Annotated in this window: 19 protein-coding genes; 13 read left to right on the forward strand and 6 right to left on the reverse strand. The window is 71.2% G+C overall.

The genetic code is table 11. The annotated features are described in order from the left end of the window. Window positions 1-633: 633 nt before the first annotated feature. The 4 genes from ABH941_RS06155 (at window position 634) to ABH941_RS06170 (ending at window position 7212) form a co-directional block, all read left to right on the forward strand. The gene (locus tag ABH941_RS06155; protein ID WP_370127550.1) at window positions 634-1008 is read left to right on the forward strand and encodes a signal peptidase I; all 375 of its coding nucleotides are present in this window, start codon (window positions 634-636) and stop codon (window positions 1006-1008) included. Window positions 1009-1105: 97 nt separating this feature from the next. Then, window positions 1106-1615 carry a hypothetical protein gene (locus ABH941_RS06160; RefSeq protein ID WP_370127551.1) on the forward strand — a complete coding sequence of 170 codons (510 nt, stop codon included), beginning with the start codon at window positions 1106-1108 and terminating at the stop codon, window positions 1613-1615. Window positions 1616-1920: 305 nt separating this feature from the next. After that, window positions 1921-5838 carry a Pls/PosA family non-ribosomal peptide synthetase gene (locus tag ABH941_RS06165; protein WP_370127552.1) on the forward strand — a complete coding sequence of 1306 codons (3918 nt, stop codon included), beginning with the start codon at window positions 1921-1923 and terminating at the stop codon, window positions 5836-5838. 48 nt (window positions 5839-5886) lie between these two features. Continuing rightward, the gene (locus ABH941_RS06170) at window positions 5887-7212 is read left to right on the forward strand and encodes a M1 family metallopeptidase (RefSeq protein WP_370127553.1); all 1326 of its coding nucleotides are present in this window, start codon (window positions 5887-5889) and stop codon (window positions 7210-7212) included. A gap of 90 nt (window positions 7213-7302) precedes the next feature. Here the strand turns inward: ABH941_RS06170 and dnaE are convergent, their stop codons facing one another. The 5 genes from dnaE to ABH941_RS06195 all read right to left on the reverse strand — a co-directional run bounded on the left by dnaE (window position 7303) and on the right by ABH941_RS06195 (window position 14741). Further along, window positions 7303-10860: a DNA polymerase III subunit alpha gene (gene dnaE, locus ABH941_RS06175; protein ID WP_370127554.1), complete on the reverse strand. Its 3558-nt coding sequence runs from the start codon at window positions 10858-10860 to the stop codon at window positions 7303-7305. Between the two features lie 59 nt (window positions 10861-10919). Further along, the gene (locus ABH941_RS06180; RefSeq protein ID WP_370127555.1) at window positions 10920-11579 is read right to left on the reverse strand and encodes a hypothetical protein; all 660 of its coding nucleotides are present in this window, start codon (window positions 11577-11579) and stop codon (window positions 10920-10922) included. A gap of 24 nt (window positions 11580-11603) precedes the next feature. Continuing rightward, complete coding sequence (locus ABH941_RS06185; protein ID WP_370127556.1) at window positions 11604-12398, reverse strand: ABC transporter permease; 795 nt, start codon at window positions 12396-12398, stop codon at window positions 11604-11606. After that, entirely contained in the window at window positions 12395-13405 is a 1011-nt protein-coding gene (locus ABH941_RS06190) for an ABC transporter ATP-binding protein (RefSeq protein WP_370127557.1), read from the reverse strand. Before ABH941_RS06190 ends, ABH941_RS06185 begins: the two co-directional genes overlap by 4 nt. Before the next feature lie 145 nt (window positions 13406-13550). Further along, window positions 13551-14741: an NYN domain-containing protein gene (locus ABH941_RS06195; RefSeq protein WP_370127558.1), complete on the reverse strand. Its 1191-nt coding sequence runs from the start codon at window positions 14739-14741 to the stop codon at window positions 13551-13553. A gap of 241 nt (window positions 14742-14982) precedes the next feature. On the opposite strand from ABH941_RS06195, the gene ABH941_RS06200 reads away from it, so the two are divergent. Further along, the gene (locus ABH941_RS06200; RefSeq protein WP_370127559.1) at window positions 14983-15741 is read left to right on the forward strand and encodes a hypothetical protein; all 759 of its coding nucleotides are present in this window, start codon (window positions 14983-14985) and stop codon (window positions 15739-15741) included. A gap of 5 nt (window positions 15742-15746) precedes the next feature. Here ABH941_RS06200 and ABH941_RS06205 read toward each other — a convergent pair whose 3' ends face one another. Beyond that, window positions 15747-16469 carry an LON peptidase substrate-binding domain-containing protein gene (locus ABH941_RS06205; protein WP_370127560.1) on the reverse strand — a complete coding sequence of 241 codons (723 nt, stop codon included), beginning with the start codon at window positions 16467-16469 and terminating at the stop codon, window positions 15747-15749. 128 nt (window positions 16470-16597) lie between these two features. Between ABH941_RS06205 and hisD the strand changes: the two genes are divergently transcribed. Genes hisD through hisF form a run of 8 tightly spaced genes read left to right on the forward strand, consistent with a single transcriptional unit; the run spans window position 16598 to window position 22468 of the window. Beyond that, entirely contained in the window at window positions 16598-17905 is a 1308-nt protein-coding gene (gene hisD, locus ABH941_RS06210) for a histidinol dehydrogenase (protein WP_370127561.1), read from the forward strand. Then, a complete protein-coding gene (locus ABH941_RS06215; protein ID WP_370127562.1) occupies window positions 17902-19014 on the forward strand; it encodes a histidinol-phosphate transaminase in 1113 nt (370 codons plus the stop codon). Before hisD ends, ABH941_RS06215 begins: the two co-directional genes overlap by 4 nt. Window positions 19015-19019: 5 nt before the next feature. Then, window positions 19020-19613: an imidazoleglycerol-phosphate dehydratase HisB gene (gene hisB, locus ABH941_RS06220; protein WP_134010416.1), complete on the forward strand. Its 594-nt coding sequence runs from the start codon at window positions 19020-19022 to the stop codon at window positions 19611-19613. Between the two features lie 22 nt (window positions 19614-19635). After that, window positions 19636-19788 carry a hypothetical protein gene (locus ABH941_RS06225; protein ID WP_370127563.1) on the forward strand — a complete coding sequence of 51 codons (153 nt, stop codon included), beginning with the start codon at window positions 19636-19638 and terminating at the stop codon, window positions 19786-19788. A gap of 16 nt (window positions 19789-19804) precedes the next feature. Then, entirely contained in the window at window positions 19805-20437 is a 633-nt protein-coding gene (gene hisH, locus ABH941_RS06230) for an imidazole glycerol phosphate synthase subunit HisH (protein WP_370127564.1), read from the forward strand. After that, window positions 20434-21213, forward strand: a complete 780-nt coding sequence (gene priA, locus ABH941_RS06235) for a bifunctional 1-(5-phosphoribosyl)-5-((5-phosphoribosylamino)methylideneamino)imidazole-4-carboxamide isomerase/phosphoribosylanthranilate isomerase PriA (protein WP_370127565.1) — start codon at window positions 20434-20436, stop codon at window positions 21211-21213. The genes hisH and priA overlap by 4 nt, the downstream gene beginning before the upstream one ends. 43 nt (window positions 21214-21256) lie before the next feature. Next, on the forward strand, window positions 21257-21691 hold the full coding sequence (locus tag ABH941_RS06240; protein WP_134010421.1) for a RidA family protein: 435 nt from the start codon (window positions 21257-21259) through the stop codon (window positions 21689-21691). A gap of 6 nt (window positions 21692-21697) precedes the next feature. Continuing rightward, complete coding sequence (gene hisF / locus ABH941_RS06245) at window positions 21698-22468, forward strand: imidazole glycerol phosphate synthase subunit HisF (protein ID WP_370127566.1); 771 nt, start codon at window positions 21698-21700, stop codon at window positions 22466-22468. The last annotated feature ends 258 nt before the right edge of the window (window positions 22469-22726 follow it).

Below are 22726 nucleotides of genomic sequence, written 5' to 3' on the forward strand. Positions count from 1 at the left end.
GAAACGGTTCTGCGGCAGGGCTTCGGGCGAACCGGGGTCACTTTTGGTACACCGGGGCAGTTTTGGTACGCCAGGACCGGGCAAATCGGGCATTACGGCATGATCAAGTGACACCTTGTCCCGAAAGTGACCCCGGTTCCCTCTCGGGCCGAGCTTTTCGGGTCACTCCCTATACGTTCGGGTCACTCCCTCGACGCCCAATCCGGACATTGCGGGCAGGAGGCGTCGGATGAGTGACCCGAATGTATGGGGAGTGACCCCAAACCGGCCAGCCCCACAGCAGAAGCGTTTCTGCACGCCCCACCACCAACCGCCCCGCCGCCCTGCAGCGGCGGGCCGCCCGCACCCCTCCCCGGCCTTGTCGCCGCGAGCGAAGCGAGCTACAGCAACAAGCCACGGACGGGGGTGGGCGGCAACGGTGGCGCCATGTAAGCCACTCACAGCTGCCGCCCCCGGCAACGGTGAGAGCCCGCACCCTCCCCGCTCTTGTCGCCGCGAGGCGGAGCCGAGCAGCAGCAACAAGCCACGGGCGGGGGTGGGCGGCAACGGTGGCGCCATGTAAGCCACCCGCAGTTTCCGCTGACCGGCGGTGCCGCCCCGCCTCCCCCACCCCCCGCGATAGCGTCCCCTCCCATGAACGACAGCGTGTATGTGGGCAATGCGGGCAAGGATGCGGCGTTGGACCGGGGGTGGTTGCTCGGGCACTTCAAGGACGTCAGCGATCCCCGGCACAGTGAGGCCGTGGAGATCAAGTGGGGGGTTCACCCGCGTGGTGACGAGCGGGCCGAGTGGGTGCGGGGTGAGGAGCGGACCGCGCTGCTGGTGCTCGTCAGCGGGCGGTTCCATGTGCAGCTTCCGGGCCGCAGCGTGGTGTTGGCGGAGCAGGGTGACTATGTGGTGTGGGGTCACGGGGTCGACCACTCCTGGTTCGCGGAGGAGGAGTCGGTGGTGCTGACGGTCCGTTGGCCATCTGTGCCCGGGTATGCGGTGGCCGCTACGCACGATTGACGAACTGGCGTATGGGATTTGCGAGTTGTGAGTGTTCTGCAGTGATCAGGTGAGTACCGTGTGACGGCACTGAAGGTCCGAGTCTTGGAGGACTCCTGTGCCGACCACCCGCATATCCAGATCCGCCCGCCGTCTCACGGCCGGTTTCGCTGCCCTGGCCGTCGCCGCCCTGGTGGCCGCCTGCGGCCCGACCGCAGGGGCGGCTTCGGCCGCGCATCAGCCGACCGCGACGGTCTCCGCGTCGGTGGCGCCGTCCGCCCCGGCGCCGACGACCGCGGCTCCCACCGCCTCGGCGCCGGCCACGACGCACCCCAGCGCCACGCCGTCACCCCATCGGACCACTGCCGCGCCGACCCACAGGGCCACCACCGTCGCCTCGACGACCAAGCCGGCGGCCACGACGACGACCAAGGCCCCCACCCAGGCGCCGACGAAAGCCGCCACCAAGCCCGCCACCGGCTGCACGATCGTCTCCGCCGCCGGCAACTGCTACAAGGCCGGCCAGTTCTGCCGCACCTCCGATCTCGGGAAGACCACCGACGACGCCAACGGCAGGCTGCTGAAGTGCGCCATGGAGAGCGGTCGGCCGCACTGGCAGTACGCCTGAGTGCAGGCAGCGGGTGCCGGAAATCGTGGTGTTGGATACACTATGTTATGAATGATGCACCCCGAGTAGCGGGTCGCAGGTTTCCGGCATGTGTCGTCGGTCTCACTTCGGGATTTCCCCGACGGTCCGTCAGATTTGGCTGACGGTCCGTCAAGTGTCAGGGCCAGCAGTGCGCCTATTCACTGACAGTACGTCAGAAAACATGCGGTGGAAGGCCATTGCCGGTCCGATGTGCTTCCGACTTCGATACCGCCGGCGCGCCCGCCGGACTAGCATCGACCGGGTTGTCGACGAGATGAGGACCGATGGCCACGGCCGTGTACGCCCCGTACCTGGAGAATGCCGAAGCCCCGAGCGGGCTCGCGCTGTTCCCCGGGCGCCCCGCACACGCCCCGCGCACCCTGCTCGACATCCTCGACGCCGCCGTCGCCGCGCATCCCGAGGAGCCCGCGCTGGACGACGGCCGCACCGCTCTGAGCTACCGGGCCCTGGCGGCCGAGGTGGATGCGCTGCGGCGCACCCTCGCCGCCGCCGGGGTCGGCCGGGGGGACCGGGTCGGGGTGCGGGTGCCCTCCGGGACGGCCGACCTCTACGTCGCGATCCTCGCCGTGCTGGCCGCCGGCGCCGCCTACGTCCCGGTGGACGCCGAGGACCCCGACGAGCGCGCCGCGCTGGTGTTCGGCGAGGCCGAGGTCTGCGCGGTGCTGGGCGCGGACTGGGCGCTCACCCTGACGGAACACGCCCCCAAGGCCCCCGAGTCCCCTGCAGCCCCCGCGGCCCCCACCGCGGCGCCGGGCCGCCCTGGCCTCGGCGACGACGCCTGGATCATCTTCACCTCCGGATCCACCGGGAAGCCCAAGGGCGTGGCCGTCACCCACCGCAGCGCCGCCGCCTTCGTCGACGCCGAGGCCGCGCTGTTCCAGCAGGAGGAGCCGCTCGGCCCGGGCGACCGGGTGATGGCCGGGCTCTCGGTCGCCTTCGACGCCTCCTGCGAGGAGATGTGGCTCGCCTGGCGCTACGGCGCCTGCCTGGTCACCGTCCCGCGCTCGCAGGTTCGCAGCGGTGCGGACCTCGGCCCCTGGCTGGTCGAGCAGGAGATCACCGTGGTCTCCACCGTCCCCACGCTGGCCTCGCTCTGGCCCGCCGACGCGCTCGGCGACGTCCGGCTGCTGATCTTCGGCGGCGAGGCCTGCCCGCCCGAGCTGGCCGAGCGACTGGCCACCGAGGGTCGCGAGGTCTGGAACACCTACGGCCCCACCGAGGCCACCGTCGTCGCCTGCGCCGCGCCGCTCAGCGGCGACGCCCCGGTCCGGATCGGGCTGCCGCTGGACGGCTGGGAGCTCGCCGTCGTCGACGAGCAGGGCCAGGTCGTCGGCATGGGCGAGAGCGGTCAGCTGGTCATCGGCGGCGTCGGTCTGGCCCGCTACCTCGACCCTACGAAGGACGCCGAGAAGTACGCCCCGCTGGAGTCCGTCGGCTGGGAGCGCGCCTACCGCAGCGGCGACCTGGTACTGGCCCAGCCCGAGGGGCTGGTCTTCCTCGGCCGGGCCGACGAGCAGATCAAGCTCGGCGGCCGCCGGATCGAGCTCGGCGAGGTCGATGCCGTACTCCAGGCGCTGCCCGGGGTCACCGGCGCAGCGGCCGCCGTCCGCACCGCCCGCAGCGGCAACCAGCTCCTGGTCGGCTACCTGGTCACCGACGAGGCGTTCGACCAGGAGGCGGCCGTCCAGCAGCTGCGGGCCGAGCTGCCCGCCGCCATGGTCCCGCTGCTCGCCCTGGTCGAGGACCTGCCGGTGCGCACCTCCGGCAAGGTCGACCGCAACGCCCTGCCCTGGCCGCTGGCCCAGCTGGAGACCAAGGGCGCCGCCGAACAGCTCTACGGCACCGAGGCCTGGCTCGCCGAGCAGTGGGCCGAGGTGCTCGGCGTGCCGGTGGGCAGCGCCAAGGACGACTTCTTCGCCGTCGGCGGCAGCAGCCTCGGCGCGGCCCGGCTGGTCACCCTGATCCGCGCCCGCTACGCGGCCATCGCCGTCAGCGACATCTACCAGGCCCCGGTCCTGCGCGACCTGGCCCGCAGGCTGGAGACCTCCGCCCAGGCCACCGGCGCCGTCCGCGAGGTCGCGCCGACCCCGCGCCGGGCCGGCATCGTGCAGACCCTGCTCACCGTCCCGCTGCTGACCGTGGTCGGGCTGCGCTGGACCGTGGCGCTCGCCGCGCTGGCCCATCTGCTCGGCTGGTGGGGCTTCGGCGCCTCGGCCTGGGCCTCCTGGTGGGCCCTGGTCCCGGCCGCCGCCGTGCTGTGGTCCCCGGTCGGACGCATTGCCCTCGCGGCCGGCGGCGCCCGGCTGCTGCTGCGCGGCGTCCAGCCCGGCACGCACCCGCGCGGCGGCAGCGTGCACCTGCGGCTGTGGACCGCGGAGCGCCTCGCCGAGCTGAGCGGCGCCACCGACCTCTCCGGCTCCTGGCTGCTCCGCTACGCCCGCGCGCTCGGCGCCAAGGTCGGCCCGGACGTGGACCTGCACACCCTGCCGCCGGTCACCGGGATGCTGAAGCTCGGCAAGGGCTGCGCGGTCGAGGCCGACGTCGACCTCAGCGGCTGGTGGCTGGACGGCGACCTGCTGCACCTCGGTGCGGTCCGGGTCGGCGCCGGAGCCGTCGTCGGCACCCGCTCCATCCTGTTCCCCGGCTCACGGGTCGGAAAGCGTGCCGAGATCGCCCCCGGGTCCGGGGTCACCGGCCAGGTCCCCACCGGCCAGCGCTGGGCCGGCGCCCCGGCCGCCAAGACCGGCCGCGCCAACCACGCCTGGCCCAAGGAGCGTCCGGCCCGCACCAGGGGCTGGGCCGCGATGTACGGGCTCAGCGGGGCCTGCCTCAGCCTGCTGCCGCTGCTCGCCGCGTTGCCCGCGGTGGCCGTCCTGGCCGCCTTCGTCAGCCCCGGGACGGTCGGCAGCGTCCTGGTCCAGGCCCTGGCCGCCGTGCCGCTCGCCACCCTCGCCGGGTTCGCCGCCTACGCGCTGCTGGTCCTGGTCGCCGTCCGGCTGCTCGGCATCGGGCTGCGCGCCGGGCACCACCCGCTGCACAGTCGCACCGCCTGGCAGGCCTGGACCGTGATCCAGCTGATGGACCTCGCCCGCGGCAGCCTCTTCCCGCTCTACGCCAGCCTGTTCACCCCCGCCTGGCTGCGCGCCCTCGGCATGAAGGTGGGTCGCGGCGTCGAGGCATCCACCGTGCTCGCCCTGCCCAGCATGACCACCGTCGGCGACGGCGCCTTCCTCGCCGACGACACCCTGATCGCCCCCTACGAGCTCGGCGGCGGCTGGCTGCGCATCGACGAGGCCGAGATCGGCGAACGCGCCTTCCTCGGTAACTCCGGGATGACCGCACCCGGACGCAGCGTCCCGGACCGCGGGCTGGTCGGCGTGCTCTCGGCCACCCCCAAGAAGGCCAAGAAAGGCAGCTCCTACCTCGGCATGCCGCCGATGAAGCTGCCGCGCCGGGCCGAGACCGGCGACCAGAGCCTCACCTACGCCCCGGCGCGGCGGCTCAAGCTGATGCGCGGCGCCATGGAGCTGTTCCGGATTCTCCCGGTGATGGCCGCCATGGCGCTCGGTTTCTGCGTGCTGGGCGTCCTGGCGCTGCTCGCCGAACAGGGCGGGCTGCTGCTCGCCGCCGTCTGCTCTGGCGCCGTGCTGCTGGCCGCCGGGGTGACCGCCTGCGCGGTGTCCCTGGCCGCGAAGTGGCTGCTCATCGGCCGTTTCACGGCCGTCGAGCACCCGCTCTGGAGCAGCCATGTCTGGCGCAACGAGCTCGCCGACACCTTCACCGAGGTCCTCGCCGCGCCCTGGCTGCTGAACGCGGTGCCCGGCACGCCGGTGCTCAACCTCTGGCTGCGCGGACTCGGCGCGAGCATCGGCCGCGGCGTCTGGTGCGAGAGCTACTGGCTGCCCGAGGCCGACCTGGTCACCCTCGGTGAAGGGGTCAGCGTCAACCGTGGCTGCGTGCTGCAGACCCACCTGTTCCACGACCGGATCATGCGGATGGACACCGTCACCCTCCAGGAGGGTGCCACCCTGGGCCCGCACGGTATCGTCCTGCCCGGAACCACCATCGGCGCACGCACCACCCTGGGACCCGCGTCCCTGGTGATGCGCGGCGAGTCCGTGCCCGCGGACAGCCGCTGGCTGGGGAACCCGATCGCGCCCTGGGTCTGCTCCGTCCCCTAGGACGGGGAGGACCCGCCTGAGCACCAACCGCACTGGAGCAGAGCAGCATTGAGCGCCAAGCAGTCGTCGCCCCGTCCCCAGTCGGGAACAGACCCGTACTTCCCGACCCACGGCGACGTCCGCTACCACGTGCACCGTTACGAGCTGACGCTCGACTACCGCCCCGCGCCCAACCGGCTCGCCGGGGCCGCCAGGCTCACCTGCCTGACCGGCCCCGAGCCGCTCGCGGACGTGGTGCTGGACTTCGCCGATTTCCGGATCACCCGGGTCCTGGTCGACGGCCGCACGGTCCGCTGGACCCACCGGGCCGGCAAGCTGCGGCTGCGGCCGGCCCGCGCGCTGCGGCCCGGTGCCGCGTTCACCGTCGAGGTGCACTACAGCGGCAATCCGCGCCCGGTGCGCAGTGAGTGGGGGACGCTGGGCTGGGAGGAGCTGGAGGACGGCTCGCTGGTCGCCAGCCAGCCGATCGGCGCGCCCTCCTGGTATCCCTGCAACGACCGTCCTGCGGACAAGGCCGCGTACCAGATGTCGATCACCGCGCCGAGCCCGTACGCGGTCGTCGCCAACGGCAGGCTGCTCACCCGCACCACCAGGGCCAGCAGCACCACCTGGGTGTACGAGCAGCCCGCGCCCACCGCGAGCTACCTGGCCACCGTCCAGGTCGGCCAGTACCAGCAGCTGCAGATCTCGGCGGGCCCGGTCGTGCAGACGGTGTACGCCCCGGCCCGGCTGATCGCTTCCTGCGTGCACGACTTCGCCCACCAGCCGGCCATGATGAGCCTGTTCGTCGATGTCTTCGGCCCGTATCCCTTCGGCGAGTACGCCGTCGTGGTGACCGACGAGGAGCTCGACGTCCCGGTCGAGGCCCAGGGGTTGTCCACGTTCGGCGCCAACCATGTCGACGGCCGCCGGGGCAGTGAGCGGCTGGTCGCGCACGAGCTGGCGCACCAGTGGTTCGGCAACAGCGTGGGCGTCGCCGACTGGCGGCACATCTGGCTCAACGAGGGCTTCGCCAAGTACGCGGAGTGGCTCTGGTCCGAGCGCTCGGGTGGGCGTGGCGCCGCGGCGCACGCGGCGGCGGCCTATGCGGGGTTGCGGGCGCTGCCGCAGGATCTGGTCCTGGCGGACCCGGGCCGCAGCCTGATGTTCGACGACCGCCTCTACCAGCGCGGCGGGTTGGTGCTGCATGCGCTCCGGGGGGTGCTCGGCGAAGCGGGGTTCTTCGCTCTGCTCAAGGAGTGGGCCGCGATACACCGTCATGGCACGGTCACCACCGCCGACTTCACCTCACTGGCCCAGCACCACAGCCCCCGCCCCCTGCACGCCTTCTTCACCGAATGGCTCTACGCCGGAACCCTGCCGCCTCTCTTTTAGCTTTTAGGGGCGCGGGGAACTGCGCTGCCAACCATGCACCTCCGTAGAGGGCTGGTCGCGCAGTTCCCCGCGCCCCTAAAGAAAAAAGAGCTATGCCGCCGCCCACACTCCGGGGCCGAGGAGCCCCTTGATGTCGCTGGCGAAGCCGCTCTCCGCGTCGACCAGGAAGCCGAGTTCGAAGAGGACACTCTTCACCCGGCCCTCCAGCAGCAGCCGGACCGGCGTCTCCCCGGGGTGGGCCCGCATCGTGCGCTTGAGTTCGGCGACCAGCTGCGGGGTGATCTTCCGTTCCGGGATGGTGAGTTGGATCGGCGGCTTGCCGCCCAGCTCGGCCGAGGAGATGTCCAGCGGGGCCATCTCCGAGCCGAAGATCGACAGTGCGCCGTCGCGCTCGTTGAGGCGGCCCTTGACGGCGACCACGTTGTCCTCGATCAGCTCCTGCTGGATGAGCATGTAGTTCTTGGGGAAGAACAGCACCTCCACCGAGCCGTCGCGGTCGGCCAGGGTGACGATCGCCCACGCGTTGCCGGCCTTGTTGATCCGCCGGTCCACGCCGGTGATCAGGCCGGCCAGCTTGACCTCGCCTTCGGTCCGCCCGGAGCCCAGCAACTCCGCGATGGACACATCGCGGTTGCGGGCCAGGATGTGCTCGGCGCCGTCCAGCGGGTGGCTGGAGACGTAGAGGCCCAGCATCTCCCGCTCGGTGGAGAGCAGGTGCTTGCGCGGCCACTCCTTGTCGTCGAGGGTGAAGTCCAGGCCGATGCCGGGGGAGTCGCTGCCGTCGTCGATCGCGCCGAACAGGTCGTCCTGGCCGATCGCGGCCTGCTTCTTGACGCCGATGACCGCGTCGATCGCGCTCTCGGCGACGGCGACCAGTCCGCGCCGGGTGTGGCCGAGGGAGTCGAACGCGCCGGCCTTGATCAGTGAGTCCACCGCGCGCTTGTTGCACACCGGCAGCTCGACCTTGTCGAGGAAGTCGGGGAAGGCGGTGTACTTGCCCTTGGACCTGCGGGTCTCCACAAGCGAGTCGATGACGTTCTCGCCGACGTTGCGGATGGCCTTGAGGCCGAAGCGGACGTCCTCGCCGACGGCGGTGAAGTCGGTGACGGACTCGTTGATGTCGGGGGAGAGGATCCTGATCCCGGCGGCACGGGCGTCCGCCAGGTAGATCGCCATCTTGTCCTTGTCGTCGCCGACCGAGGTCAGCAGTGCGGCCATGTACTCGGCCGGGAAGTTGGCCTTGAGGTAGGCGGTCCAGTAGGAGACCAGGCCGTAGGCGGCGGAGTGCGACTTGTTGAACGCGTAGCCGGCGAAGGGGACCAGCACGTCCCACACCGCCTGGATGGCCTCGTCGCTGTAGCCGCGCTCCTTGCAGCCCGCGTGGAAGGGGACGAACTCCTTCTCCAGGACCTCTTTCTTCTTCTTGCCCATGGCCCGGCGGAGCAGGTCGGCCTGGCCCAGGCTGTAGCCGGCCAGCACCTGCGCGGCTCGCTGCACCTGCTCCTGATAGACGATCAGACCGTACGTGGGGCCGAGGACTTCGCTGAGCGGTTCCTCCAACTGCGGGTGGATCGGGGTGATCTCCTGCTGGCCGTTCTTGCGCAGCGCGTAGTTGGTGTGCGAGTTCATGCCCATCGGGCCGGGCCGGTAGAGCGCCGAGACGGCCGAGATGTCGGCGAACTCGGTGGGCTTCATCAGCCGCAGCAGGGCCCGCATGGGGCCGCCATCGAGCTGGAACACGCCCAGGGTGTCGCCGCGCTGGAGCAGTTCGAAGGTGACCGGATCGTCCAGCGGGATGTCGTCGCAGACGATGTCCTGGCCCCGGTTGGCCTTGATGATCTTGATGCAGTGGTCGATGATGCCCAGGTTGCGCAGACCCAGGAAGTCCATCTTGATCAGCCCCATGTTCTCACATGAGGGGTAGTCGAACCCGGTGATGATCACGCCGTCCTTGTCACGGCGGTGCAGCGGGATCAGTTCCAGCAGCGGCGTCGAGGAGAGGATCACCGCGGCCGCGTGCACGCCGGTACCGCGGATCAGGCCCTCGATGCCGAGGCCGGTGTCGATGATCTTCTTGACGTCGGGCTCGTTCTCGTACATCGCCCGGATCTCGCCGCCCTCGGAGTACCGGGGGTGCTCGCTGTTGAAGAGGTCCTTGAGCGGGACGCCCTTGCCCATCACGTCCGGCGGCATCGCCTTGGTGATCCGGTCGCCCATGGCGAAGGGGTAGCCGAGGATGCGGGAGGAGTCCTTGACGGCGGCCTTGGCCTTGATCGTGCCGAAGGTGTTGACCTGCGCGGTGTAGGCGGCGCCGTACTTCTCGCTGACGTAGCGGACCATCTGGTCGCGCTGGCGGTCGTCGAAGTCGATGTCGACGTCCGGGGGGTTGATCCGCTCGGGGTTGAGGAAGCGCTCGAACAGCAGGTCGTGCTCGATCGGGTCGAGCTGGGTGATGCCGGTGAGGTAGGCGATCATCGAGCCGGCCGCCGAACCACGGCCGGGGCCGACGGAGATGCCGTTGTCGCGGGCGTACTGGCAGATGTCGGCGACCACGAGGAAGTAGCTGGAGAAGCCCATCGGGTCGATGACGCTCATTTCGAGCTCGATCCGGTCCAGCACCTCCTGGCCCGGCTCGTCGCCGAAGCGGTGCTTCAGGCCCTCGTCGATCTTCTTGCGCAGGTAGCTGACCTGGTTCTCGCCCTCGGGCACGTCGAACTGCGGCATCCGGTCGACGTAGGTGAAGACCTCCTGGTACGACTCGATCCGCTCGGCGATGGCGAGGGTGTTGTCGCAGGCCTCCGGGAGTTCGCGGAACAGCTCGCGCATCTCCTCGGAGGTCTTCAGGTAGTAGCCCGAGCCGTTGAACTTGAAGCGGTTCGGGTCGTCCTTGTTCTTGCCCACGCCGATGCACAGCAGGTTGTCGTGCGCGTCCGCCTGGTCGGCGGTGACGTAGTGCGAGTCATTGGTGGCGAGCAGCGGGATGTTCAACTGCTTGGCCAGCCGCAGCAGATCGTCGCGGACGTCGCGCTCGATGCCGAGGCCGTGGTCCATCAGCTCCAGGAAGTAGTTCTCCTTGCCGAAGATGTCCTGGTACGCGCCGGCGGCCTTGACGGCCTCCTCGTACTGCCCCAGCCGCAGCCGGGTCTGCACCTCGCCGGAGGGGCAGCCGGTGGTGGCGATGATGCCCTCGGCGTTCTGCGAGATCAGCTCGCGGTCCATCCGGGGCTTCATGTAGTAGCCCTCGATGGAGGCGAGCGAGGAGAGCTTGAAGAGGTTGCGCAGGCCCCTGGCGTTCTGCGCCCACATGGTCATATGGGTGTAGCGGCCACCGCCGGAGACGTCCTTGCCACCCTCACCGCTGGCGTCCGCGCCGCCCGGACGGCCGCCCTGCTGGCCCCAGAAGGTCTGCTTCTTCTCGAAGCGCGAACCGGGCGCGACATACGCCTCGATCCCGATGATCGGGGTCACCGGGCTCTTGTCGGCGAGTTGGAAGAACTCGTAGGCCCCGAACATGTTGCCGTGGTCGGACATGGCGATCGCGGGCATGCCCTGCCGCTCGACCTCGGCGATCATCTTGCCGTTCTTCGCGGCCCCGTCCAGCATCGAGAATTCGGTGTGAACATGCAGGTGAACGAAGCTGTCGGCCACGGTTGGGGCGCTCCTCGGGCAAGGGGGCGAGTGCGGGAAGCCTCTACCCTAGCGCGCGCTCACGGTGTGTCGGGACCGTCCTGCGCAGGTGTCTGCCAGACCGTCGGCGGGGTTTGCGGCTTGGGGGTGAAGAGGGCGGTGAGACCGATGAGGACGACCATGGCGGCGGCCGGCCAGGTGAGCAGGACGCCCTTGGCGGTGAGCTTCAGCGGGCCGTAGAAGGTGGATCCGGTGGGCACCGACTTGGCGGTGGCGATGACGTTCCCGCCGGGGCCGAGCGCGGTGCCGAGCTTCATGGCGAGGTAGCCGCCGAGCAGTCCGCCGGCGGCCAGCCCGAGCGCGACGGTGACCCCGCCCTGGCGGCGGCGGGTGAGCCAGTAGGCGGCTGTGGCCGCGACCAGGCCGGCGCCGGCGCCGATGATCGCGAAGGTGCCGTCGGCGCCGATCGCCTGTTCGCCCTCCGGGTCCTTGAGGTAGACCGCCGAGCTGTCCGCGTAGAGCGGGACCTTGGGGGCCAGCCAGTGCCAGAGGAATCCCGCCAGCACGCCGAGGAGTGCGGAGCCCGCGAGCAGGAGGACGGCGATCAGGGCCTCGGTACGGGCGCTGCGCGGCGTCTTCCCAGCGGGGGCGTGCGCTGTCTCGGCCTTCGCAGGGGCGTCCGGTGGGGAGTCCTGGATCGGATCCTCGTGGGGGTTGTGAGAGGTGTCGGGTGCGGTCACGGCGTCATCGTCGCACGTGCGTGCTCAGGCGCGGGTGGCGGCACGGCGGTAGGCCCAGGCGGCCAGCGCCAGCGAGAGCACGCCCACGGCGGCGCACACGGCCAGGTCCACCGCGACGGCGGGCCAGTCCGGGTGCGTGGCGAAGGTACGGGCCAGCGCCTCGACGCCGTAGGTGGACGGCAGCAGGTCCCGGAGCCACTGGACCGCCGTGGGCATATGGCTCGGCGGCAGCACCCCGAGCAGCAGCGCGGCCGACATGCCGAGCTGGCCCAGCAGCGTCGCGATCTCCTGACGGTTCGCCAGCAGCCCGCAGGCCGCGCCGATCCCGGACAGCGCCGCGCCCGACAGCGGCACGACCAGGACCAGCACCCACAGGTGCACCCAGCTGAGCTGGAACAGCGCGCAGCCCACCGCCGCGGTGACCACCGTCCCGGGCACCGTGAACGAGGCGTACGCCCCGGCCGTGCCCAGCACCACCGAGGCGGCCGACACCGGCAGGGTCGCATAGTGGTCCAGGCCGCCGGTGGCGCGCAGCCGGCCGAAGTACTGGGCCAGCAGGTTGAGCGCGACGAAGGCCACCACCAGCACGGTCGCCCCGGCCACCACGTCCCGGGCGGCCGCGGCGTCGGCGGATCCGGTGGTCACCACGCCGCGCATCATCACCATGATCCCCAGGGACTGGAAGGTGGCGACGAACAGCAGCGGAAGGCGGGCGACCCGGGCCCGGGAGAGCTGGGCCCGGTAGACCGCGCCCAGTGCGGGGAGCAGGGCGGCGCGGGGCGCGGGCAGTACGGCCGTGCTCAGGTGACCTGTGCTCACTTGACCAGTCCTTCGTGTCGGCCGCCGAGCAGCAGGTACACGTCCTCAAGGCTGGGGGTGGCGAGTGAGAAGTCGTCCAGGGCGGCGAAGGCCGGTCCGCCGGTAACCTGGGCGACCAGGTCGCGGGCCTCGTCGGGGCTGGTGCGGACGGTCCAGCGGCGGCCGTTCGCGGTGGCGCGCGGGTAGAGCGCGGCGACCAGCGGCAGGTGCAGCGGGGGCTCCTCGCGCCAGACCAGGTCCAGCCGGACGTCACCGTCCACCAGGGCCTTGAGCCCGCCCGGTGTGTCGCAGGCGATGACCCGGCCCTCGTCGACGACCGCGACCCGGTCCAGGACGGTCTCGGCCTCGATGACGTTGTGGGTGACCAGCAGCACGGTCGTGCCGCTGTCGGCGCGGCGGCGGTCCACGGCGGCCCAGACGGCGCGGCGGGCGACCGGGTCCATCCCGGTGGTGGGCTCGTCCAGGACCAGCAGCGGGCGCTCGCCGACGAGCGTGGTGGCGAAGCAGGCGAGGCGGCGCTGGCCGCCGGAGAGCTTGGCCAGCGGGCGGTGCGCGAGGGGTTCGAGCGCCAGCTCGGCCAGGACCGCGTCCCGCGCGGCGCCGGCGGCGGGACGGGAGAGTCCGCGCAGCCGGGCCGTGGTCTCCACGGCGAGGGACACCGTCAGCTCGTCCAGCGCGGTGGACTCCTGCCCGAGGTAGGCCAGCAGCGTGGAGGCGCGGTCGGGACGGCGGACGATGTCGTGGCCGAGCACCTCGATCCGCCCCTGGTCGGGACGGAGCAGCCCGGTGAGCTGGCGGACCAGGGTGGACTTCCCCGCACCGTTGGGGCCGAGCAGCCCGAAGACCTCGCCCCGGCGGATCTCCAGCGAGATGTCGTTGTTGGCGAGGACGGTCTTCGCCTTCGCACCGCGGCCGGTGCGGTAGGCCTTGGTCAGGCCGGTGACCTTGCAACAGTTCTCCGCGGGCGGCGCGGGGGCCGGGGGCGCGGGGGTTGCCTGGGTGTTCACGTGGTGACTTTAGCGGGTTCGCGGTGTGGGGGTTCCGGGGGGATTGCCGGGCTCGCGTCGGTGGGGGTGACTGTTCGCGCAGTTCCCCGCGCCCCTGTAGGGGCGCGGGGAACGGCGCGAGGGCAACCACCCGCTACCGAAACTGTCAGCTGTCGACGGTAACCGCCTCGCCACCTGGTACTCGCCCCGCCAGCTCACGCCAGAACCCGGCCCGGATCGCATACCGGTCGTGCTCGTCGATCTGGTCGTCCTTGTGGGCCAGCAGCCCGAACCTCGCCGCGTAGCGGAGCAGCTCCCCGTCCACCCGGTGCGGAATCCGGGGGTAGTCCGGCCACAGCACCGTAAGCCGCGAGGGGTCGCCGAGCCGATCGGTCCAGCGCCGGGCGAAGACCTGACCGACCTCGGTGGGGTCGCCGCCGACCGCGGTGATGTCCTCCTCGCGGTCGGCCCACTTCTGCTCGGCCGTGGTGAGCTGGGCCAGGGTGGGGATGTTGTCGGCCGGGCCGCTGCCCTCGCCGGGACGGTCGACCATGCCGCGCTCGGAGGACCAGCGCAGCAGCGAGGGCGCGGGCGGCGGCGCGGACGCCGTCCGCGCGGCGCCGAGCCCCGCGGCGATCTCCTTCGGGGTGGGGACCTTGGGCGCGCTCGGCGGAGCGGGTTGCACGGACGCCGTCGCCGCGGCCGTGACCAGCTCCTCCGGGGTGTCGGGGACCGCCGCAGGCTGCGGCGCGGAGAGGATCTTGGCGAAGTCGGGACGGGGGTCCGCGTTGACCGCGGGGACGACGACCTCGCGCAGCTGCACCGAGCGGGTGATCCACTCCCGGTCCAGCACCCGCCGTTCGTCGGCCTCGGCGACCAGGTCCTCGGACTGGTTGAAGTCGCCGTCGGCGGCCTGCACCGCCCACAGGTGCACGGCCACCCCGTAGTCCTTGGCGGCGGTCATCCCCGGCAGCAGGTCGCCGTCGCCGGTCACCAGTACCACGTCCGCGCAGGCGCGGTTGCGGGCCAGCTCGGACAGCTCGGCGTGCATCGCCGCGTCCACGCCCTTCTGCACCAGCCGGCCCTCGGCCCGGGTCAGCGCCCCGAGCCGGACGGTGACCCTGGGCATCACCCGCAGCCGCCGGTGCTCCGGCATCGGCCGGCGGTCGGGCGCGGCGTCGAACCAGTAGATCCGCAGCAGCGGCAGCCCGGTCTCGGCCTCGGCCCGCTCGCGCAACTGTCCGATCAGCTCGTTCTGGTCGACGTTGATCCGGGAGCGGGAACTCTCCCCGGCGAGCAGGCTGGCCGCGGCCCCCAGCAAGTATCCGGCATCCACCAGGACGACACAGCGATCCACGTCCAACACCTGCTTTCGTAAGCCGAGCGTTCTCGGGCCGGCCGGTGTTCGGGGTGGAAGTGGTCGGAGTGACCGGCCGCGCCCCGAAAAACAAACTTGGAGAACAGGCCCATACCCCACCGGAACTCAGCGTATCCAAGTGCGGGGACACACTGGAGGGGACACGCGCACATTGCCCCCGGGTGCACAGGGCGCCGGTGCAGAATGGTTGTGGCGGGGATGCGAACGGTGCAGGGAGATCATGCGTAGACGGTCGGTCCTGCTGCTGGTGTCCGGCGCGCTCGCGGTCGCGGGTGTGCTGGTGCCCTCACTGGCGATCAAGCAGTCGCACGGGAACACCAGGATCACCGGCGTGGTGGTGAACGGCGGCAAGCCGGTCGTGCTGGGGCCCACCGGCAAGGTCGCCTTCGGCTTCAGCATCACCGCCGAGGACACATCGGGGATCAGCTCGGTGGACGGCGTCGGTTTGTGGGGTTCCGACTACGGCGCGCTGCGCTCCTCGGCGATCCAGTGCACCGCGAAGTCGTCGACGGTGTCGGTGTGCTCCGGAACGTCCTCGGTGGACGTCGCCGAGCAGCAGATCTTCGACTCCATGGCCGGCACCTGGTACGTCCAGGCGACCGCGCACGGTCGGGACGGCGACCAGCGCACCGAGACCAAGGCGGGGACCTTCTCCATCCTCAAGGCGGGTCGGCTCACCAGCTTCGGGTCTCCGCAGACCGCCGTGCCGGGTGCGACGATCTCCATCAGCGGGCTGCTGGAGCGCCCCGACTGGAAGACCCAGCAGTGGGTGCCCAGCCCGGACCAGCAGATCCGGCTGGAGTTCTGCGCCACGGGCTGCACCACCCCGGAGACCGTGGCCACCGTCGCCTCGGACAGCCAGGGGCAGTTCACCGCGAGGGTGCGGGCGGACCGCACCGGGACGTACACCTGGTCCTGTCCGGGCAAGGACTGGGCCGAGCCGGTCTCCTCGTACGGGGTCCAGGTGACGATGCGCTGACCTGCTCAGTTGGGGTTGAAGGCCTGCCGGGTGAGTTCCACGGCCGGCAGCGACGGCAGCTTCGCCAGCACCGCGGTCTCCTGCCGGAGCAGCGCCAGCTCCGCGGTGAGCCGCTCGCTGGCCGAGCCGGCCCCGAGCAGCCGCTGCTTGTCCGAGGTGTCGAGCACGGAGGCCGCCGCGACCAGGTAGGACAGCACCATCGGGTCGTCGGGGAGCTCCTGCAGCCCGGTCACGGTGCTCTCCCGGGCGCCGGCCAGACGCTTCTGGTAGGTCCGGAACAGCCGTTCGACGGCCTGCCCGAGCACCGACGCCTCCGGGCCGACGACCTCGGGCAGCCGTTCGACCTCGGCGGTGATATAGGGGCCGGAGGCGTCAAAGTCGAGCACCTTGAACCGGGTGGTGCCGGTCGCGATCAGGTCGTAGCCGCCGTCCTCCCGGGTCTCGGCGGAGGCGATCTCGGCGACGCAGCCCAGGTCGTACAGGGCGCGCGCCGGGTCGGGGCCGAAGCCGCCCAGCGCCTGGGCGCCGGGGTCGGCCCCCGGGTCCAGCCCGGTCGGCGCGGTCTCCCGGCCGGCCCGGATGCCCACCACGCCGAAGCGGTGCGGCTCCGGCCCCGCCAGCAGGTCCGCCAAGAGACGGCGGTAGCGCTCCTCGAAGACGTTCAGGGGCAGCACCAGGCCGGGATAGAGCACTGTGCCCAAGGGAAAGAGGGGGAGCCGTTCCGTCACGAGCGCAAGAGTACTCAGACGGGAAGGCCCGGCCGTACCGCTTTGAGCCCGCGGCCGGGCCGCGCCACGCCGTCCCAAGTCGTGATATGCGCAAACGGTCGTTGCCGTGGCTCCGTAGACTGGCGGGTGTGATTTCGCGAATCGACCTCCGAGGTTCCACCGACGACCCGCGCGCCGTACTGCCGCGCGCCGAGCTCGACGTCGAGGCCGCGCTTGAGAAGGTGCGACCCATCTGCGAGGACGTGCGCCATCGGGGCGTCGAGGCGCTGATCGAGATCACCGAGCGTTTCGACGGGGTACGGCTCACCGACATCCGGGTGCCGCGGGCGGCCATCGCCGCCGCGCTGGAGCAACTGGACCCCGACATCAGGGCCGCGCTGGAGGAGTCCATCCGCCGGGTCCGCATCGTGCACCACGAGCAGCGACGCACCGACCACACCACCACCGTCGTCCCCGGCGGCACGGTCACCGAGCGCTGGGTGCCGGTCGACCGGGTCGGCCTCTACGTCCCCGGCGGCCTGGCGCCGCTGGCCTCGTCCGTGGTGATGAACGTGGTGCCGGCGCAGGAGGCCGGGGTTCCGAGCCTGGCGCTGGCCTCGCCGCCGCAGAAAGAGCACGGCGGTCTCCCGCATCCCACCATCCTGGCCGCCTGCGCGCTGCTCGGCGTGGACGAGGTGTACGCGGTCGGCGGCGCCCAGGCGGTCGCGATGTTCGCCTACGGCGCGGGGGAGTGCCGCCAGGTCGATCTGGTGACCGGCCCCGGGAACATCTTCGTGGCCGCGGCCAAGCGGCTGCTCAAGGGCCGGATCGGCATCGACGCCGAGGCCGGCACCACCGAGATCGCGATCCTGGCCGACGACACCGCCGACGCCCGCCATGTCGCCGCCGATCTGATCAGCCAGGCCGAGCACGACCCCAACGCCGCCTCGGTGCTGGTCACCGACTCGCTCGCGCTGGCCGACGCGGTGGAGACGGAGCTGAAGAGCCAGGTCGCCGCCACCCGGCACGAGCCGCGGGTGCGCGCGGCGCTCTCCGGCAAGCAGTCCGGGATCATCCTGGTGGACTCGCTGGAGCAGGGCCTGGAGGTGGTCAACGCCTACGCGGCCGAGCACCTGGAGATCCAGACCGCGGACGCCCCGGCCGTCGCGGCCCGGGTCCGCAACGCCGGTGCGATCTTCGTCGGCGCCTACTCGCCGGTGTCGCTGGGCGACTACGCGGCCGGGTCCAACCACGTGCTGCCCACCGGCGGCTGCGCCTGCCACTCCTCGGGCCTGAGCGTTCAGTCCTTCTACCGCGGTATCCACGTCGTGGACTACTCCCAGGAGGCACTGGCCGGGGTCGCCAAGCACGTGGTGACCTTCGCCAACGCGGAGGACCTGCCCGGACACGGCGACGCCGTGCGGGCTCGCTTCAATTGGACGGTTCCCGAGGTATGAGCGAGATGCGCATGAGGATCGACGACCTGCCGATCCGTGACGAGCTCAAGGGCAAGTCGCCGTACGGGGCACCGCAGTTGGACGTCCCGGTGCTGCTGAACACCAATGAGAACCCCTACCCGCTGCCCGAGGACCTGGTCGCCAGGATCGCGGAGCGGGTGGCCGAGGCCGCCCGGAACCTCAACCGCTACCCCGACCGGGACGCGGTGGAGCTGCGCGAGGGCCTGGCCGCCTATCTGACCGGGTCCACCGGCTTCCACGTGGCCCGGGAGAACGTCTGGGCGGCCAACGGCTCCAACGAGGTGCTGCAGCAGCTGCTGCAGACCTTCGGCGGCCCGGGGCGCACGGCGCTGGGCTTCGCGCCCACCTATCAGATGCACGACCTGATCGCCCGGGGCACCGGCACCCACTGGACCCAGGGCCCGCGTGACGACGACTTCACCATCGACCTGGACGTCGCCCTCGCCGCGATCGCGGTGCAGCGGCCCGACGTGCTGTTCGTCTGCTCGCCGAACAACCCCACCGGCACCGCCGTGCCGCGCGAGACCGTGCTGGCGCTGTACGAGGCCGCGCAGGCGGTCAAGCCGACGCTGGTGATCGTCGACGAGGCCTACATCGAGTTCTCGCACCAGCCCTCGCTGCTGCCGCTGATCGAGGGCCGGCCGCTGCTGGTGGTCACCCGCACCATGTCCAAGGCCTTCGGCGCGGCCGGGCTACGGCTCGGCTACCTGGCCGCCGACCCGGCCGTGGTGGACGCGGTGCAGCTGGTCCGGCTGCCGTACCACCTGTCCTCGGTCACCCAGGCCACCGCGCTGGCGGCGCTGGAGTTCACCGACGTCCTGCTGGGCTACGTCGAGCGGCTCAAGGCCGAACGCGACCGCATCGTCACCGAGCTGCGCGCGATGGGTCTTGAGGTCACCGACTCCGACGCCAACTTCGTCCAGTTCGGCGAGTTCCAGGACACCCACGCGGTCTGGCAGGCGATCCTCGCCCGGGGCGTGCTGGTCCGCGACAACGGCGTCCCCGGCCGACTGCGGGTCACCGCGGGCACCCCGGCCGAGAACGACGCCTTCCTCGAAGCTGTCCGCGCCGCAATCAAGGAGCTGTAGCACCAATGTCCCGGATCGGGCGCGTCGAGCGCACCACCAAGGAGACCTCCGTCAAGGTCGAGATCGACCTCGACGGACGCGGCACGACCGACATCAGCACCGGCGTCGGCTTCTACGACCACATGCTGGACCAGCTCGGCCGGCACGGTCTCTTCGACCTCACCGTCAAGACCGACGGCGACCTGCACATCGACACCCACCACACCATCGAGGACACCGCCCTCGCCCTGGGCGCCGCCTTCAAGCAGGCTCTCGGCGACAAGGTCGGCATCTACCGCTTCGGCAACTGCACCGTGCCGCTGGACGAGTCCCTCGCCCAGGTCACCGTGGACCTCTCCGGCCGCCCGTACCTGGTGCACACCGAGCCGGAGGGCATGGCGCCGATGATCGGCGCCTACGACACCACGATGACCCGGCACATCCTGGAGTCCTTCGTGGCCCAGGCGCAGATCGCCCTGCATGTGCACGTACCGTATGGACGCAATGCCCACCACATTGTCGAGTGCCAGTTCAAGGCGCTCGCCCGGGCGCTGCGGTACGCCAGCGAGCTGGACCCGCGCGCGGCCGGGATCCTTCCCTCGACCAAGGGCGCGCTGTAGCCATGCTCCAAGGAGATGCCGAATGAGTACCTCGACCATCGTCTTCGTCTTCCTCGGCCTGTTCCTGCTCGGCGGTGCCTACTCGTTCTGGAAGCAGAAGCTTCCGATGGGCGTGGTCCTGCTGCTGGTCCTCGGCTCGGGCATGTGCCTGGCCACCGGGCTGATGCGAATCTAGAGAAAGGCTGGCCCTGATGGCCAAGCGAGTGGTCGTCCTCGACTACGGCTCGGGCAACCTCCGCTCCGCCCAGCGCGCCCTGGAGCGGGTCGGCGCCGAGGTGGAGGTCGGCTCCGACTTCCAGGCCGCGCTGGACGCGGACGGGCTGCTGGTCCCCGGCGTCGGCGCGTTCGCCGCCTGCATGGCGGGACTCAAGGCGGTACGCGGTGAGCGGATCATCGGGCGGCGGCTGTCCGGCGGACGGCCGGTGCTGGGCATCTGCGTGGGCATGCAGATCCTCTTCGCCCGCGGCGTCGAGCACGGCATCGAGACCGAGGGCTGCGCCGAGTGGCCCGGCACGGTCGAGCCGCTGCAGGCGCCGATCGTCCCGCACATGGGCTGGAACACGGTCAAGGCGCCGGAGCAGAGCGCGCTCTTCGCCGGGCTCGACTCCGAGGCCCGCTACTACTTCGTGCACTCCTACGCGGTCCGCAGCTGGGAGCTGCCGCCCATCGAGCAGCTGCGCCCGCCGCTGGTCACCTGGGCCGAGCACGGCGAGCCGTTCGTCGCCGCCGTGGAGAACGGCCCGCTGTCCGCGACGCAGTTCCACCCCGAGAAGTCCGGCGACGCCGGAGCCACCCTGCTGAAGAACTGGATCTCCACGCTGTGAGCAGTTCCCTCCCGCCGCCCGCCACCACCCCTGACGGAGGGGCTTCGCCCCGCACCGACAAGCTTGTCCTCCTCCCCGCCGTGGACGTCCGCGACGGTCAGGCCGTGCGCCTGGTCAAGGGCGCCTCCGGCTCCGAGACCTCCTACGGCGAGCCGCTCGCCGCCGCCCTGGCCTGGCAGCAGGCCGGCGCCGAGTGGATCCACCTGGTGGACCTGGACGCCGCCTTCGGCACCGGCGACAACCGCGCCCTGCTGGCCGAGGTCACCGGCCGACTGGACGTCAAGGTGGAGCTGTCCGGCGGCATCCGCGACGACGACTCGCTGCGGGCCGCGCTCGCCACCGGCTGCGCCCGGGTCAACCTCGGCACCGCCGCGCTGGAGTCCCCGGAGTGGGTCGCCAAGGCCATCGCCGAGTACGGCGACCGGATCGCGGTCGGCCTGGACGTGGTCGGCACCACCCTGCGCGGCCGCGGCTGGACCAGCGAGGGCGGCGACCTCTACGAGGCGCTGGCCCGCCTCGACGCGGAGGGCTGCGCCCGCTACGTGGTCACCGACGTCGACAAGGACGGCACCCTCACCGGTCCCAACCTGGAGCTGCTGCGCAATGTCTGCGCCGCCACCGACCGCGCGGTCGTCGCCAGCGGCGGTGTGTCCTCGCTGCAGGACCTGCGCGACATCGCCGGCCTGGTCGGCTCCGGTGTTGAGGGCGCCATCGTGGGCAAGGCGCTCTACGCTCAGGCATTCACGCTTGAAGAGGCACTGGCCGTAGTGTCCTGAGGGACCGTCGAATCCAAGCCAGCATCAGGGAGATGAGCCCGGTATGACGGAGTTTCCGGCGGTACCTCACGGGGGTCCCGGGGGTCGACCCCCGGTAAATCGCAGCAACGGCAACGGCCCCTGGGAGGAGCAGTTCGGCTTCTCCCGGGCGGTCGCGGCCGGCGACTTCGTCTTCGTCTCGGGGTGCACGGCCTGGGACGACGGCCGGGTCCTCTTCGAGGGCTCGCCCGCGGAGCAGGCCAGGGCCGCCTTCGGGGTGGCCGTGGCCTCGCTCGACCGGTACGGGCTCGGCGTCGCGGACGTCGTGCGGACCAGGATGTATGTCACCCACGCCCGCGACGTCGACGACGTGGGCCGGGTCCACAAGGAACTCTTCGGTGCTGTGCGGCCCGCCGCCACCATCGTTGTCGTCAGCGCCCTGCTCGACTCCCGGATGTCCGTGGAGGTCGAGGTCGAGGCGTACCGAAGGAAGGCTTAAGCCGCGATGACCCTCGCCGTTCGTGTGATCCCCTGCCTGGACGTCGACGCCGGGCGGGTGGTCAAGGGCGTCAACTTCCAGAACCTGCGCGACGCCGGCGACCCGGTGGAGATGGCCAAGCTCTACGACGCCGAGGGCGCTGACGAGCTCACCTTCCTGGACATCACCGCCTCCTCGGGGGACCGGGAGACCACCTACGACGTGGTGCGCCGCACCGCCGAGCAGGTCTTCATCCCGCTCACCGTCGGCGGCGGGGTCCGCGAGGTCGGGGACGTCGACAAGCTGCTGCGGGCCGGCGCGGACAAGGTCGGCGTCAACACCGCCGCCATCGCCAGGCCCGAGCTGATCCGGGAGATCGCCGCGCGCTTCGGCCGACAGGTGCTGGTGCTGTCCATCGACGCCCGCAGGGTCCACGAGGGCACGGTCACGGCCTCGGGCTTCGAGGTCACCACCCACGGCGGCCGCAACGGCACCGGGATCGACGCGGTGGAGTGGGCCGAGCGCGCGGCGGAGCTGGGCGCGGGCGAGATCCTGCTCAACTCCATGGACGCGGACGGCACCAAGGACGGCTACGACCTGGAGCTGCTCCGCGCCGTGCGCAGGGTGGTCGGCGTCCCGGTGATTGCCAGCGGCGGCGCGGGCCGGCTCGCCGACTTCGCTCCCGCGGTCGCGGCGGGGGCAGACGCGGTGCTGGCCGCAAGCGTCTTCCACTTCGGTGACCTGCGCATCGGCGAGGTCAAGCAGTCGCTGCGGGAGGCAGGACACCCGGTTCGCTGACGAACGCTCAAATTCTGTCAAATACAGCCAAGTCTGTCCATAAAGGGCCGTGGGTCGACCACGGCCCTTTGTCATGCGCAAGTCCCTCCACACTTCCCTGACAACCTCCATCCCTCCCATTTACCTGCCTCATGTCCGGCGTTCTTCTTGCCGATCCTGTGTAGCTGCTTGGAAACAGGACCGTCTCTCTCGGCCAGTGGCGGATTCGCCCTGGGTGCGTGCGAGCAGGACCCGAGGGAGCACGGCATGGGGCAGGCA

The sequence above is a fragment of the Streptacidiphilus sp. EB103A genome, assembly GCF_041261405.1.
In the GTDB taxonomy this organism is placed as follows: Bacteria; Actinomycetota; Actinomycetes; order Streptomycetales; family Streptomycetaceae; genus Streptacidiphilus.

What these genes read in the sequence shown, in the direction of transcription:
- ABH941_RS06240 (WP_134010421.1), top strand. Translation starts at nt 21,257, where the DNA reads ATGACGGAGTTTCCGGCGGTACCTCACGGGGGTCCCGGGGGTCGACCC.
- ABH941_RS06155 (WP_370127550.1), top strand. Translation starts at nt 634, where the DNA reads ATGAACGACAGCGTGTATGTGGGCAATGCGGGCAAGGATGCGGCGTTG.
- ABH941_RS06165 (WP_370127552.1), top strand. Translation starts at nt 1,921, where the DNA reads ATGGCCACGGCCGTGTACGCCCCGTACCTGGAGAATGCCGAAGCCCCG.
- hisH (WP_370127564.1), top strand. Translation starts at nt 19,805, where the DNA reads ATGGCCAAGCGAGTGGTCGTCCTCGACTACGGCTCGGGCAACCTCCGC.
- ABH941_RS06215 (WP_370127562.1), top strand. Translation starts at nt 17,902, where the DNA reads ATGAGCGAGATGCGCATGAGGATCGACGACCTGCCGATCCGTGACGAG.
- ABH941_RS06200 (WP_370127559.1), top strand. Translation starts at nt 14,983, where the DNA reads ATGCGTAGACGGTCGGTCCTGCTGCTGGTGTCCGGCGCGCTCGCGGTC.
- ABH941_RS06225 (WP_370127563.1), top strand. Translation starts at nt 19,636, where the DNA reads ATGAGTACCTCGACCATCGTCTTCGTCTTCCTCGGCCTGTTCCTGCTC.
- hisF (WP_370127566.1), top strand. Translation starts at nt 21,698, where the DNA reads ATGACCCTCGCCGTTCGTGTGATCCCCTGCCTGGACGTCGACGCCGGG.
- hisB (WP_134010416.1), top strand. Translation starts at nt 19,020, where the DNA reads ATGTCCCGGATCGGGCGCGTCGAGCGCACCACCAAGGAGACCTCCGTC.